15 protein-coding genes and 1 pseudogene are annotated in these 14,893 nt (G+C 32.2%); all 16 read left to right on the plus strand.

From position 1 onward, the window contains the following. The first annotated feature begins 50 nt into the window (after nucleotides 1-50). The 16 genes and pseudogenes from HMPREF0078_RS01820 to HMPREF0078_RS01895 all read left to right on the plus strand — a co-directional run bounded on the left by HMPREF0078_RS01820 (nucleotide 51) and on the right by HMPREF0078_RS01895 (nucleotide 14,848). Nucleotides 51-332: a CD1845 family protein gene (locus HMPREF0078_RS01820; RefSeq protein WP_004838394.1), complete on the plus strand. Its 282-nt coding sequence runs from the start codon at nucleotides 51-53 to the stop codon at nucleotides 330-332. Between the two features lie 83 nt (nucleotides 333-415). Further along, nucleotides 416-1,189, plus strand: coding sequence for a replication initiator protein A (locus tag HMPREF0078_RS01825; protein ID WP_039920382.1), 774 nt, complete (start codon nucleotides 416-418; stop codon nucleotides 1,187-1,189). After that, the gene (locus tag HMPREF0078_RS01830) at nucleotides 1,186-2,013 is read left to right on the plus strand and encodes an ATP-binding protein (RefSeq protein ID WP_004838396.1); all 828 of its coding nucleotides are present in this window, start codon (nucleotides 1,186-1,188) and stop codon (nucleotides 2,011-2,013) included. Before HMPREF0078_RS01825 ends, HMPREF0078_RS01830 begins: the two co-directional genes overlap by 4 nt. After that, nucleotides 2,006-2,491 carry a PcfB family protein gene (locus tag HMPREF0078_RS01835; RefSeq protein ID WP_000606600.1) on the plus strand — a complete coding sequence of 162 codons (486 nt, stop codon included), beginning with the start codon at nucleotides 2,006-2,008 and terminating at the stop codon, nucleotides 2,489-2,491. The genes HMPREF0078_RS01830 and HMPREF0078_RS01835 overlap by 8 nt, the downstream gene beginning before the upstream one ends. Then, nucleotides 2,488-3,222, plus strand: coding sequence for a phage antirepressor Ant (locus HMPREF0078_RS01840; protein WP_004838397.1), 735 nt, complete (start codon nucleotides 2,488-2,490; stop codon nucleotides 3,220-3,222). The genes HMPREF0078_RS01835 and HMPREF0078_RS01840 overlap by 4 nt, the downstream gene beginning before the upstream one ends. Continuing rightward, nucleotides 3,215-4,210, plus strand: a pseudogene (locus HMPREF0078_RS01845) (type IV secretory system conjugative DNA transfer family protein); the annotation flags it as partial. The gene HMPREF0078_RS01840 and the pseudogene HMPREF0078_RS01845, both read left to right, overlap by 8 nt. A 96-nt stretch (nucleotides 4,211-4,306) precedes the next feature. Then, nucleotides 4,307-6,145: a recombinase family protein gene (locus HMPREF0078_RS01850; RefSeq protein WP_001243447.1), complete on the plus strand. Its 1,839-nt coding sequence runs from the start codon at nucleotides 4,307-4,309 to the stop codon at nucleotides 6,143-6,145. Between the two features lie 75 nt (nucleotides 6,146-6,220). Further along, a complete protein-coding gene (locus HMPREF0078_RS01855; protein WP_000079884.1) occupies nucleotides 6,221-6,793 on the plus strand; it encodes a TetR/AcrR family transcriptional regulator in 573 nt (190 codons plus the stop codon). Nucleotides 6,794-6,843: 50 nt separating this feature from the next. Further along, nucleotides 6,844-7,362: a ClbS/DfsB family four-helix bundle protein gene (locus tag HMPREF0078_RS01860; protein ID WP_000708365.1), complete on the plus strand. Its 519-nt coding sequence runs from the start codon at nucleotides 6,844-6,846 to the stop codon at nucleotides 7,360-7,362. 140 nt (nucleotides 7,363-7,502) lie between these two features. Then, nucleotides 7,503-9,242 (plus strand): ABC transporter ATP-binding protein, encoded by a 1,740-nt coding sequence (locus tag HMPREF0078_RS01865; RefSeq protein WP_002842637.1) that lies wholly within the window; start codon nucleotides 7,503-7,505, stop codon nucleotides 9,240-9,242. Further along, nucleotides 9,235-10,944, plus strand: a complete 1,710-nt coding sequence (locus HMPREF0078_RS01870; protein ID WP_004838399.1) for an ABC transporter ATP-binding protein — start codon at nucleotides 9,235-9,237, stop codon at nucleotides 10,942-10,944. Before HMPREF0078_RS01865 ends, HMPREF0078_RS01870 begins: the two co-directional genes overlap by 8 nt. Nucleotides 10,945-10,946: 2 nt before the next feature. Then, nucleotides 10,947-12,452 carry an ABC transporter ATP-binding protein gene (locus HMPREF0078_RS01875; RefSeq protein WP_002842626.1) on the plus strand — a complete coding sequence of 502 codons (1,506 nt, stop codon included), beginning with the start codon at nucleotides 10,947-10,949 and terminating at the stop codon, nucleotides 12,450-12,452. Nucleotide 12,453: 1 nt separating this feature from the next. Next, nucleotides 12,454-13,158, plus strand: a complete 705-nt coding sequence (locus HMPREF0078_RS01880; RefSeq protein ID WP_025194627.1) for an energy-coupling factor transporter transmembrane component T — start codon at nucleotides 12,454-12,456, stop codon at nucleotides 13,156-13,158. A gap of 10 nt (nucleotides 13,159-13,168) precedes the next feature. Continuing rightward, on the plus strand, nucleotides 13,169-13,753 hold the full coding sequence (locus tag HMPREF0078_RS01885) for an MptD family putative ECF transporter S component (RefSeq protein ID WP_000791747.1): 585 nt from the start codon (nucleotides 13,169-13,171) through the stop codon (nucleotides 13,751-13,753). Nucleotides 13,754-14,018: 265 nt separating this feature from the next. Beyond that, nucleotides 14,019-14,435 carry a sigma factor-like helix-turn-helix DNA-binding protein gene (locus HMPREF0078_RS01890; RefSeq protein WP_001074477.1) on the plus strand — a complete coding sequence of 139 codons (417 nt, stop codon included), beginning with the start codon at nucleotides 14,019-14,021 and terminating at the stop codon, nucleotides 14,433-14,435. Nucleotides 14,436-14,518: 83 nt separating this feature from the next. Further along, on the plus strand, nucleotides 14,519-14,848 hold the full coding sequence (locus HMPREF0078_RS01895; RefSeq protein WP_009346081.1) for a DUF3847 domain-containing protein: 330 nt from the start codon (nucleotides 14,519-14,521) through the stop codon (nucleotides 14,846-14,848). Nucleotides 14,849-14,893 lie beyond the last annotated feature (45 nt).

The following is a 14,893-nucleotide window of genomic DNA, read 5'->3' on the forward strand; positions in this document are numbered from 1 at the left end:
TATGAAACTGGGGTTTGTTATGAATCCCAGTTTAATTTTTAGGAGTATGTATGAGATGGATAATTAGAATAATTTTATTACCGATAAGATTAGTGTTGAGTTTGCTCATAGCTTTTTTAACCTTCATATTAGGTTTGAGTACTGCGTTGTTAAGCGTAGTTTCTACTTTGATTTTTATAATTGGAATAGCTAGCATTTTTCAAGGAGACAAGCAAATTGTAATTGAAGCACTAATATTAGCATTTTTATTTAGTCCATTTGGATTACCTAAATTAGGTATATATGTTATTGGATTATTAGAATTATTAAACTATACAATAAAATCAATTTGAAGAAAAATAAATATAAGACAACCGTAGACGATAGAAAGCAATAATTCTGTCGTCTTTTTTTATTTCAAAGAAAGGAGGTAGGAATGAATTTTGATTATTTTTATAATAGGCAATCTGAAATGTATAACTTCATTAGGTTGCCTATGGTATTAATGGAAGATAAGATTTTTGAGAGCATTTCTATTGAAGCTAAAGTTTTGTATTCATATATGCTCAATCGAATGGGTCTTTCATATAAAAATGGCTGGATAGATGAAGATGGAAAAGTTTTTATTTACTACACAATGGATGCTATTAAAGAGCAATTTAACTGTGCTAATGATAAAGCCTTAAAGATTATAAATGAGCTTGATACAAAATCAGGAATTGGATTGATAGAAAAGAAAAGACAAGGACTTGGAAAACCAAATAGGATATATGTTAAAGATTTTATGAGTGTTTTCTATGATTCAAATAATAGAAATCCAGATTTCCGAAAAGCAGAAGTCCAGACTTCCGATAATCGGAATTCAAGAACTCCGAATAACAGACTTCAAGATTTCCGAAAATCGGAAGGTAACTATAACAATATTAGTAATAATGAGTTAAGAAAGAATGATTTTAGTAAAGGGCAAAAGCCTTATGGAATATATAAAAATATATTTTTGACTGATGAAGAATACAAGGACTTAACAAATGAGTTAGGAAGCAGAATTAATGAGTACATTGATAGGTTGTCGTCATATATGAAAGCAAATAACAGAGTGTATCAAGACCACAAGGCAACGATAATCAATTGGTATCTTAATGATCAGGCAAAAAACATTAATGATAATACGACAAGGAAAATGAATTACGATATAGGAGAGAGTTTATGAAAAGCTTAAAAGATTTTGAACTAAGAGAAAATGATATTGAAAGAAATGGACATATCTATTGCAAGGTATGTGGTAAAAGAGTAGATGGAGAATTAGTTGACCTTGGCTTTACAAAGTTTATACCCATAATTAAATGTGAATGTGAAATAAAGAGAGATAAGGAAAATGAAGAAAGAGAAAGACTGATGAAAATATCGTCATTGAAAAGAGATTGTTTTTCATCGCCGCTCCAACACCAATATACTTTTGAGAAATTCCTAAATGAAAAAGGTCAAGCCTATAAGGTTGCCTATAATTATGCCAAAAATTTTGAGCAAATGAAAAAAGACAATGTTGGACTTTTATTTTATGGAGATGTTGGTAGTGGGAAAACTTACCTTGCTTGTGCAATTGCAAATGAATTAATCGGAAGAAAGCAAGTTAAAGTTAAGATTATGAATTTATCTCAGGTTATAAATCAAATACAAAAATCAGCATTTAAGCTAGATTCAAATGAAATAATCAATAACCTATCAAATATTCCCTTGTTAATATTAGATGACCTTGGAATTGAAAGGGACACATCTTACGCAAGAGAACAGGTATATAACATTATAAACTCAAGATACTTAAAGGGTAGGCCGACAATTTTTACTACAAACTTATCATTGGAAATTATTCAAAATCCTAATATTGAACTTGAGTATCAGAGGATATATTCAAGAATACTTGAAATGACAATACCAGTTAAAGTTACGGGAGAAGATTTTAGAAGAAAAATTCATCAAGAGAAGTTAAGAAAATACAAAGAGTTACTTTTATATGGGGGTGGAATAGATGATTAATGAAGAAGTATCTAGGTCGAGTCTTAATCTTGAAGTCAGGCTTGCAAAAGCAACAAGTAAAGCAATTCTTGATGCCTTAAAGAAAGTACACAAGCAAATAGAAGAACAAGGAGGCTTGAAAAATGTAATAAAAAATAATGGAGAAGAAGTAAAACTAAAGGATATGGTTAAAAAGGGACAGTTAGAAGAAATTAATCTAAAAGATCCTGAGTTAAAAGAACTAAAGAAAATTTTAAACAAACACGGAGTGAAGTTTTCTGTTATGAAAGACAAGGAAACTGGCAACCACTCTGTGTTTTTTCAATCTAAGGATATAAAGGTAATGGAACACGCCTTTAAAAAAGCAGTTAAGGCTTCTGAAAGAAAGGCCGATAGAAAAGATTCAATAACGAAGACAATAAATAAGTTTAAAGATATGGCTAAAGACACCATCAGCAAAGATAAAGTTAAGAATAAACATAAGGAGCAAAGCTTATGATAAGTAATTTAAAAACATTTGAAAATAAGAATTTTGGGAAACTCACTGTTATAGAAAAAGACGGTGAGTTTTTCTTTATAGCAAATGAAGTAGCAACTATGCTAGGATATGTCAATCCAAGAAAAGCTGTTTATGACCATGTAGATGAAGAAGATAAGGGTGTAACGAAATGGAACACCCCTGGAGGAATACAGAATATTTCAATAATTAACGAATCAGGATTGTATTCACTTATCCTTTCATCAAAACTACCACAAGCAAAAATATTCAAAGCTTGGGTAACTAGAGAAGTCTTACCAAGTATTAGAAAAAATGGAGGATATATAGTAGGGCAAGAAAAGAAAACTAATGAAGAGTTACTTGCAGATGCAATTCTTGTAGCCAATAGAATTATTGCTGAAAGAGAAGAAGAAATTGAAGAATTAAGACCAAAGGCAGACTATTATGACGAATTAGTAGATTATAACCTACTTACAAACTTTAGAAATACTGCCAAAGAGTTAGGAATACCACAAAATCAGTTTATAAGTTTTTTAATGGATAAAGGATTAATTTATAGAGATAAGAAAAAGAAACTCTTACCTTATGCAGATAAGAATAAGGGATATTTTGAAGTAAAAGAATGGGTTGATCCAATAGATACACTTGTAGGAATACAAACATTTATAACACCAAAGGGAAGACACTACCTACTAATTTTATTAGATAGTGAAGGTTTCTACGATGAATAAGGTATTAGAAGCCATTCTTTCTGATATTAAAAACTTAATTAAAATAGACGACCCAAAGAAATTTATATTATCAAACATCCCTTATCTATCCTTTTTCTACATTGGAAATATCTTTTCCAAGCACATCAATTCTTATGTAGGAGGAGATATTATTGATAGAATAATGGTGGGAATTTCTGATATAGGAACTTTATCCTATATACCAAGCATTAATTCAAGGGACTTGTTAGTAGGTATATCAGTTGCTGCTACTGTTAAGCTAATTGTTTATAGCAAAGGTAAAAACAAAAAGAAATACAGGCAAGGTAAAGAGTATGGATCTGCAAGATGGGGAGAAAGTAAGGATATTGCTCCATACATTGACCCTAAGTTTGAAAATAATGTTCTAATAACTAATACTGAAAGACTAACAATGAACTCAAGACCTAAAAACCCTAAATATGCTAGAAATAAAAATGTATTAGTAATAGGTGGTTCTGGATCAGGTAAGACAAGATTTTATGTAAAGCCAAATCTAATGCAAATGCACTCTTCCTATGTAGTAACAGACCCTAAGGGGACACTTGTGTTAGAGTGTGGGAAAATGCTTTATGAAAATGGGTATGACATAAAGATTTTAAACACAATAAACTTCAAAAAGTCTATGAAATACAATCCCTTTGCATATTTGAGAAGTGAAAAAGATATTTTAAAGCTTGTCCAAACTATAATTGCAAATACTAAGGGAGATGGAGAAAAGGCAGGAGAAGATTTCTGGGTAAAGGCTGAAAAGTTATATTACACTGCCCTCATCGGTTATATATATTATGAAGCACCAGAAGAAGAAAAGAACTTTAAGACGCTTTTGGATATGATTGACGCAAGTGAAGTTAGAGAAGATGACGAAACCTATATGAACCCAATTGATAGGCTCTTTGAAGCTCTTGAAAAGAAAGATCCAAGTCATTTTGCAGTTAAGCAATATAAGAAATATAAGCTGGCAGCAGGAGTAATAGAATTAAGGAGAACACTTAATCACTATTTTAGTGAAATATGTACTTCTTAATTCTTTTTTTATTGAAAAATTAAGAGAAAGGGGGTAAAAATGAGGAATTTTGAAAAGATAACAGCACTCTATGAGAGATTAAGTCGTGATGATGAACTGCAAGGAGAGAGTAACTCTATCATCAATCAGAAAAAAATATTGGAAGAATACGCAAGCAAAAATAATTTGTCAAACATCATTCACTTTACAGATGATGGAATCAGTGGAACGCAGTTTGACAGACCGGGATTTATGGCAATGATGAACGGAGTCAATCAAGGAAATATTGGTTGTATCATTGTAAAAGATATGAGCAGACTTGGCAGAGATTATCTCAAAGTCGGTCAATGTATGGAGATACTAAGACAAAAGGGCGTAAGACTAATCGCTATCAATGACAATGTAGATAGTTTTTACAGAGAAGATGATTTTACCCCTTTTAGAAATATCATGAACGAATGGTATGCAAGAGATACATCAAGAAAAATCCAATCGACTTTCAGGTCAAAAGGCGAAAGTGGGAAACATACTGCAAGTACACCGCCTTATGGCTATATCAAAGATGAAAAAGATAAAAACAAGTGGATAGTAGATGAAAAAGCAGCAGAGATAGTAAGGCGAATATTTAACCTGACCATGCAAGGAAATGGTCCGTATCGAATAGCAAAGATATTGGAGAGTGAAAAAGTAGATATACCAGCCTATCATCAACAGAAATTAGGCTATGGACTATATCAAAGCAAAAACTTTGAACATCCCTATCGTTGGTGCAGCTCAACCATAGCAAGCATTTTAAAGAAACAGGAATACTTGGGACATACAGTCAATTTCAAAACAAGAAAACACTTCAAGGACAAGAAAAGCAAATATGTATCCGAGGATAACTGGCTTATTTTTGAAAATACACACGAGCCAATTATAGATCAAGAAACCTTTGACAATGTGCAAAGGATAAGAGGAAATGTAAAAAGGTATCCTGACGGTTGGGGAGAATATCACCCACTCACAGGACTGATGTATTGTGCAGATTGTGGAAGTAAAATGTATGTTCATAGAACAAGCAATTACAAAAATATACCCTATTACACTTGCAGTGCCTATACTAAAACACCTTGTGGCATGCTTTGTCCATCAGCACACAGAATAAAAGCGGAAGTAGTCTTAAATTTAATACAAGACACACTAAAAGATATTAAAAAATACCTTGATGAAGATAATGAAGCCTTTATCTGTTCCATTCAAAATGAAATGGAAGAAAAAGAAAAAATAGAGATAGAAAAGAAAAAGGTAAGATTAACGGAAAGCCAAAACAGACTTAGGGAACTCGAACGACTTATGTGCAGAATTTACGAAGATATGATCCTTAACAAAATACCAAATAGCAGATATGAGATACTAAACAATCAATATGAAACAGAGCAGATAACTTTAAGCAAAGAGATCAAAGATTTAGAGCAGCAGGTATCAAGATATGAAAAAGAAACAGACAGAGCAAGAAAATTTATATCTCTTATCAGTCGTTATGAAAACTTTGATGAACTTACAACTACAATGATAAATGAGTTTGTAGAAAAGATTATCGTACATGAAAGAGATAGAAAAGGAAGTCAGACATCAAAGCAAAAGATAGAAATTTACTTTAATTTCATAGGTAATTACGAACTACCACAGGCGGAGTTAAGCGAAGAAAAAAAACAAAAACTTGAGGAAGAAGAAAGAAAAATCGAAGAAAGAAAAGACAAGCTACATCAAAATTACCTAAAGCGTAAAGCGAGTGGAAAACAGAAAGAGTATGAAGATAAATATAAGGCAAGAAGAGAACAGAAGAAACAGGAGAAAATAAAGGTTTTGAAAAGAGTGGGGATACCGGTGAGTGAGTATATAAAAACAAATATTTAAATCTATCTTGACAAATATTGAATTTTAATTTATTATTAAATGTAGATTCAGTATTGGAATAGAAAGAGGTGTGCTATGGCACAAGTATTAAAAGAAGAAGTTAGAAATAGAATACTCGAAGCAGCAGAAAAAGTATTTTATAAAAAGGATTATAGAGGTGCCAAATTAACAGAAATTGCAAAAGAAGCAGATATTCCTGTGGCACTAATTTATACCTATTTCAAAAATAAGGCAGTTTTGTTTGATGCAGTAGTAAGTTCTGTTTATATAAACTTCGAGTCAGCTTTTAATGAGGAAGAATCTTTGGAAAAAGGTTCTGCTTCTGAAAGGTTTGATGAAGTTGGAGAAAATTATATTCATGAACTTTTAAAAGATCGTAAGAAGTTAATTATTTTAATGGATAAAAGCTCAGGTACAAAGCATACAGAAGCAAAACAAAAACTCATATCGCAAATGCAGGTTCATATTGAAGTAAGTTTAAAAAGACAATCGAAACAGGAATATGATCCAATGCTTGCCCATATTTTAGCCAGTAACTTTACAGAGGGACTTCTTGAAATAGCAAGGCATTATCAAAGTGAAAAGTGGGCAAAAGATATGCTAAAACTTATTGCAAAGTGTTATTACAAGGGAGTGGAATCATTGTAAGTTGATTTGATATTTAAATGCGATAAATTTAAATTTTTGGAGGAGATATTTTGAAGATATATAAAGATAAAGAAGAACTGAAATCTGAGATAAATAAAAGTTTTGAAAAGTATATTTCTGAATTTGATATTATTCCTGAATCTCTCAAAGATAAGAGAGTCCCTGAAGTTGACAGAACACCAGCAGAAAATCTTGCTTATCAACTCGGATGGACAACATTAGTTTTGAAATGGGAAAAAGATGAGAAAAACGGTTTTGAAGTAAAGACACCGTCGGATATGTTTAAATGGAATCAACTTGGAGAATTATATCAGTGGTTTACCGATACTTATGCTCATTTATCGATAGAAGAATTAAAGAAACGATTGAAAGAAAATATTATATCTATCTATACAATGATTGATACACTAAGTGAAGAAGAATTATTTCAACCGCATATGAGAAAATGGGCTGATGAAGCTACTAAAACAGCGACATGGGAAGTTTATAAGTTTATTCATGTTAATACGGTTGCCCCTTTTGGAACGTTTAGAACTAAGATTAGAAAATGGAAAAAGATTGTGCTATAATTTTTGATTTGCTGATACAGTAATTTAAAAAAATATAGTGATCGGATAAAATAGACTTTGCGTAATCAGCAAAGTCTTACTTTAAACCTTAATACTGAATTAAAATTCAATATTATTCAATTTTGAAAGGAGAGTTGTTCATGCCGGAAAAAGAATTAAGGAAAAAAGTGATTGGGAAAAATAGTTTATCCAATTCACTTCTTGCTTTAAAAATAGTATTTGATTTGATACCACAAATCTTACTTGTATATTTGATTAGTTCTTTAATCACAAACAATATTAACGAAGGTAATTTAAAGTATATATTCTTGGGAATCTTTATATCGTTTGTATTAAAAGGAGTGTTTTATTATTTTGCAACAAAGGTTGCCCATGAGAAAGCATACGAAAAATTAACAGAACTTAGGTTAGATATTATCGGTCATCTGAAAAAACTAAGTTTGGGATTCTTTAAAGAACATAATACAGGAGAGCTTACCAACATTGTTCAACATGATGTAGAGCAAGTGGAAGTATACCTTGCCCATGGTCTTCCTGAAATAATGGCAGTTACACTTCTGCCTACCATTATTTTTGTAGCTATGATTTTTGTGGATTGGCGTCTTGCTCTTGGGATGATTGCCGGAGTTCCACTCATGTATTTGGTAAAAGTTCTTTCACAGAAAACAATGGATAAAAACTTTGCGATTTACTTCAATCATGAAAACAGAATGAGAGAAGAGCTAATGGAATATGTAAAAAATATTTCTGTGATTAAGGCTTTTGCTAAAGAAGAGGAAATTAGTGAAAGAACATTAAAAACGGCAAGAGAATATATTTACTGGGTTAAAAAGAGCATGGGGATGGTTACAATTCCAATGGGACTCATTGACATATTTATGGAAATTGGAGTGGTTATTGTCATGATTTTGGGAAGCATATTTCTTTATCATGGAAATATTACAACGCCTAATTTTATCCTTGCCATTATTTTATCGTCTGCTTTTACTGCTTCTATAAGTAAGACAGCTACATTGCAACATTTTTCTATTGTGTTTAAGGAAGCGTTAAAGGCGATAGGGAAAGTATTAACAGTTCCACTTCCAAACAAAAAGACAGAACAAGGTTTAGAATTTGGAAACATAGAATTTAAAGATGTGAATTTTGCATACGGAAAAGATAGCTTTGAGCTTAAAAATATCAATTTGAATTTTAAGAAAAATAGTTTGAACGCCTTTGTAGGAGCAAGCGGTTGTGGAAAGAGTACGGTATCTAATTTGCTTATGGGATTTTGGGATGCAGATGAAGGACAAATACTGATAAATGGAAAAGATATAAAAGAATATAGTCAAGAAAATATCTCAATGCTGATTGGTAGTGTGCAACAAGAAGTTATCCTTTTTGACTTAAGTATTTTTGAAAATATAGCAATTGGAAAACTAAATGCAACAAAAGAAGAAGTCATAGAAGCTGCTAAAAAAGCAAGATGCCATGATTTTATTTCAGCATTGCCAAATGGATATGAAACACGAGTAGGTGAAATGGGAGTTAAGTTATCCGGTGGAGAAAAACAAAGAATCTCTATAGCAAGAATGATACTGAAAAATGCACCGATTTTAATATTAGATGAAGCAATGGCGGCTGTTGATAGTGAAAATGAAAGACTTATCGGCGAAGCAATTGACGATTTAAGCAAGGATAAAACCATCATTACAATTGCTCATCATCTAAATACGATTAGAGATTCAGACCAAATTATTGTTATGGATAAGGGTGTTGTTCTTGATGCAGGAAGCCATGAAGAGCTGATGAAAAGATGTGATTTTTATAAGGATATGGTTGAAGCACAGAACAAGGTAGATAGATGGAATTTGAAAGAGGTGGTAACAGAAAATGTTTAGAGAAATGTTAAAACTACTTACAAAAACTGGCAAGAGAGATTTGATTATATCGAGTGTATTCTTTGCCCTTTATGGACTAAGCTCCATAGCTATGATTGTGATCGTATTTTCTATACTGTTCCAAATATTCGATGGAACGAGCTTAGCAAGTCTATATAAATATTTTATTGCGATTGGATTACTTGTAGTGTTCAAAGGTATTTGTAATATGGTTGCAGATATGAAAAAGCATAGTGCAGGTTTTGATATTGTTCAGCAAATCAGAGAACGCATGATTATCAAATTAAAAAAATTCAGCTTAGGATTTTATACCAACGAAAGACTGGGCGAGATCAATACAATTTTACACAAAGATGTTGATAATATGTCCCTTGTTGTAGGACACATGTGGTCAAGAATGTTTGGTGATTTTTTGATAGGTGCAGTCGTATTTGTTGGTCTTGCAAGTATTGATTTCAAACTTGCTATTATTATGGCTGTATCTGTTCCGATTGCACTTATCTTTCTATATCTGACAATTAAGCAATCTGAAAAAATAGAAAATCAGAACAACTCAGCACTTCTTGATATGGTTAGCTTATTTGTTGAATATGTTAGAGGAATACCTGTACTAAAGAGTTTTTCAAACAATAAGAGCTTAGATAATGAGCTTATGAACAAAACGAAAAAGTTCGGAGAAACAAGTAAAGCAGCTTCAAGATTCAAGGCAAAACAGTTATCTATATTTGGTTTTTTACTGGATATTGGATATTTAGTTCTTTTAATTGCAGGAGCAATACTTGTTATAAAGGGAAATCTCGATGTGCTTAATTTTATTATCTTTGCGGTAATTTCAAAAGAGTTTTATAAGCCGTTCGCTTCTATGGAACAACACTATATGAACTATGTTTCGGCGGTAGATAGTTACGAAAGACTTTCAAGAATTTTATATGCAGATGTAATCCCGGATAAAGTGAATGGAATTGTTCCGAAAGATAATGATATAGCTTTTGATAACATTGGATTTTCCTATGAAAAAGATGAATTTAAAATGGAAAAATTGAGCTTTTCTATTGCTGAAAAAACAATGACAGCCTTAGTTGGAGAATCAGGTAGTGGAAAGACCACTATAACCAACTTACTTCTAAGATTTTATGATGTGCATAAAGGAAAAATTACACTCGGAGGAATTGATATAAGGGATATTCCTTATGATGAGCTTTTAGACCGTATTAGCATTGTCATGCAGAATGTTCAATTGTTTGATAACACGATTGAAGAAAATATCAGAGTAGGTAAAAAAGGAGCTACAAAAGAGGAAATCATTGAAGCTGCAAAGAAAGCAAGAATACATGATTTCATTATGAGTTTACCAAAAGGTTATGAAACTGATATTGGCGAAAATGGAGGAATTTTATCAGGTGGACAAAGACAAAGAATATCTATTGCAAGAGCTTTTCTAAAAGATGCACCGATTTTAATTCTTGATGAAATGACAAGTAATGTTGATCCTGTAAATGAATCTTTGATACAGGATGCTATTACAGAACTTGCAAAGAATAGAACTGTACTTGTAGTGGCTCATCATTTAAAAACAATTCAAAAAGCTGACCAAATTCTCGTATTTCAAAAAGGAAATTTACTTGAAAAAGGAAAGCATGGTGAACTTCTTGCAAAAAATGGTTACTACACAAAATTATGGAAAGCTCAGTATGAGGTATAACCATGATTTTGCTAAAAAATGTTTATTATGAATGGGAAGATGGACGAACTGCTTTAAAAAATGTCAATCTTGAAATTAGAAAAGGTGAATTTGTTTTAATTTCAGGGAAAAGTGGAAGTGGTAAAAGTACTCTTGGAAGTGTGATGAATGGTCTTATTCCACATTATTACAAAGGCAAAATGAAAGGGGAAGCCTTTGCGTCCGGAAAAGATATAAGCAAATTATCGCTTCATGAAATAGGGCGTATTGTAGGTACTGTATTTCAAGATCCAAGAAGTCAATTTTTCACGACAACGACAGATGAAGAAATAGCTTTTGGGCTTCAAACTATCTGCAAATCAAGATATGAAATCAAACAGAGAGTAGAAGAAGTATATGCAGAGCTGGATATTGAGGAACTGAAAGGAAAATCTGTTTTTGAATTATCAAGCGGGCAGAAACAAAAGATAGCTATTGCAAGCATCTATGCAATGAATCCGAAAGTTTTAATTTTAGATGAGCCTTCAGCAAATTTGGATATGAAAGCAACATTTGACCTATTTTTAATTTTGGAAAAATTAAAGAAAAAGGGAACAACTGTTGTTCTAATTGAACATCGTTTGTACTATGTAAAATCTTTATTTGACCGTTTTCTTTTGGTTAAAGATGGAGAGATTGCACAGGACTTGAGTCGGGAAGAAGTTATCCATCTTGAAGGGAAGTTTTGGGATGATAATGGACTAAGAACTCTTGAATTAAAAGAATACAGGATAAGTGAGAAGAAAGATTTATATCAATTAAATGATGAAAGTATCAGTGGGAAAGGCTTGAAATTTTGTTACCCAAGTGCAACTAAGGTTGGAAATAAGCAAAATCAATACATCTTAAATCATCTTGATTTCAATATGGAGTGCGGAATAGCCATTGGTCTTATCGGCTTAAATGGTACCGGAAAAACTACCTTTGCAAGAGTGATTTCAGGACTTGAGAAGATAAAAGAGGGGAAGATATGGACGGGGAAAGATAATTCGCTTAATCATAAAGATTTAATGGATATGTCATATTTTGTCTTTCAAGATTCAGACTATCAGTTGTTTTCGGAAAGTGTACTTGATGAAATGCTGCTTGGTATTTCAAGTAAAGATAAAAAAGAAAATACTCAAAAGGCAAAGTCTATTTTGAATGTACTTGGCTTAGATAAATACATTGATAAGCATCCGTTTGCTTTATCAAGAGGAGAAAAACAAAGACTCACAATAGCTTGTGGAATGATGAAACAGGCAAAAGTTTTTATCTATGATGAACCAACATCAGGTTGTGATAAAGACTCAATGCTTTCAGTGGCAAAATTAATTGAAGAACAATTAAAAAATGGAACAACAGTTTTGGTGATAAGTCATGATTTTGAGTTTTTAGCGAACACAGTGAGTAAGCTCTGGGTAATGGGAGATGGAAAAATAGAAAGTGTTTTGAATATGAGTGAAAGTAATAAAATTCTCATATTGGACAAGATGAGAGGAGGTAGATAACTTGATGGATAGAAAAACAGTCGATCCGAGAATAAAACTTACTCTACTTCCAATTGTTGGATTTACGAGCTTTTTTATAAGCGATACAATTCTACTTTTCGGACTGATTCTCTTTGCCTTTTTTCTGTATGTATACAGCAGTATGTGGAAAAGAGCATTACGCTTTATTTTGTTTTTTGTGATTTTATACTGCATAGAGTTATGGCTTGGAAAGTTTTGTGAAGCAAGTATCGTATTTGCAATATATATGTTTATTTACTTTGCATCAAGGATGACCTTAATTGCTATGTTTGGTGGATATATAACAAAGACTACAAGTGTAAGTGAAATGCTTGAAGCATTAAATAGAATGAAAGTACCAAGAAGCATTGGTATACCTTTTAGTGTTTTGCTTAGGTTTGTACCAACTATAAAAATAGAACTCAAGGCATTAAAAGAGAATATGAAGATTCGAGGAATCGTAACAAGTAGATTTTTTCCCTTGCTACATCCAATTAAATATATTGAATATACGCTTGTTCCGCTTTTAATGAGAATGATTAAGATTTCAGATGAACTGTCAGCTTCAGCACTCATTAGAGGACTTGATAGTGATGAGAACAGGGTTACATTAACAAAATTGAGGTTTAGAACAACGGATTTGTTGATTGGACTATTAGGAGCTTTGATGATTGCTCTTGTGATAGTAATACAGAAAATTTATTAGGAGGACTTTTATGAAAAACAAATTAAATGGTCGTGATTTTATTACAATCGGAATCTTTAATGCAATTGGAATTGTCATATACATGGCGGTTGCATTTGCTATGGCAACAACAGTGATTGGAGGATTTATTGCTTCAGGAGTTAGCTTTATGGTAGCTGCTACCGTTTATATCCTTATGGCTTTGAAAGTTAAAAAGAAGGGCGTATTTACAATATCAGGAACGCTTCTTGGTTTAATTGCATTGTCAGGAGGACATTTGCCTCATGCAGTCTTTGCTGTAATCGGTGGAATTATATGTGATTTGATTATAGGAAATTATGAGAGCAAGGGACGAATGATTATTGGATATGGGATATTTGCATTAGCGGATTTTTTAGGGACAGTAATTCCTGTGATTTTATTCGGAACAGCTTCTTTTGTGGAAAGAGCATCAAAATGGAAAATGAGTGAAGCACAAATAAATGAAGCATTATCTTATTTCAAAGTTTCATGGGCAGTAGGCTTTGCCTTGATAACATTTGTTCTTGCTTGCATAGGAGCATTCGTTGCAACAAAGATACTCAAAAAGCATTTTGAAAAAGCAGGAGTGATTTAATAATAAATTTACTTAGGAGGGAAAATAATGGAGGGATAATTATGTCAAAACTTATAGTTTCGGTTTTCACAGAACGATATAATTATCCTTTTTTATTCTTGGAATTGCTTACACATAGCAATAATACTTTACCAGAAACGACCAAATAGAAAATTATATAAAACATTAGTTTTTAAGCCGAGAGGACTTTTTACGCCAAAGTGTAGAAGTCCTCCTTTTTTATTCTCAAAACCAAAACAGAGAACTTAAAAAGGAGGATGACTAAGTGGCAAAGAAAGAATATTACCTTTATGTAAAAGGCAAAGCCGTACCTGTAAGTGAAGAAGTCTACAAAGCCTATTGGAAGATAACAGAGCATGAAAAGTATCTCCAAAGAAAAGATTGGAAGCATAATGTAATACCATTTTCGGCACTGGATCATGATGGACACTTTGTAGATAACATCATAGATGAAAAGATAGACTTAGAAAAAATTGTAGAAGTAAAAATGCGAATTGAAGAACTTCATAAAGCATTAAATACTCTTACAAAAGAAGAACGAGAACTAATGGAAGCCATCTTCTACAAAGAAGAAAGTCTAAGGTCAATCAGCAGAAGAGAGAAAGTTACACATCAAGCAATCAGTGGGAGGAGGGATAGGATTTTAGAAAAACTGAGAAAGATTTTAGAAGATAAAATCTAAAAACTTGGAAAGGTTAAGTGTCAAAAAAGGTGCTTAACCTTTCTTTATGGAAACAAGCAGATACCAAAACGGAGGAATTAAAAATGAAGAAAGAAAAAACATTACAGGAAGTACAGGAACAAATTTCTGAACTTCAGGAAGAAAGAGAAAAGTGCGATGTAAAGCTGAAACAATTACAAAATCAAGGCAAAAAATTAGAAAAACTGGCAAATGAAAAGGAACGAAAAAGAAGAAATCACAGGCTCATACAAAGGGGATTGATAGTAGAAAGGGTCATTAAAAATCCTCTAATATTTACCAATGAGGAGATAGAAAAACTGTTAAATATCTCTACTCACACAGAAGAATACAGACAAGCCTATGAAGAAATGATAAATGGGAAAGATATGGAAGATGAAACAGACATAGAGTAGATAAAATAAAAGACCTTAGTTTTTTCAGAAGCTCCCTGCAAGGGC

Source organism: Anaerococcus vaginalis ATCC 51170 (genome assembly GCF_000163295.1).
GTDB classification, from domain to species: Bacteria; Bacillota; Clostridia; order Tissierellales; family Peptoniphilaceae; genus Anaerococcus; species Anaerococcus vaginalis.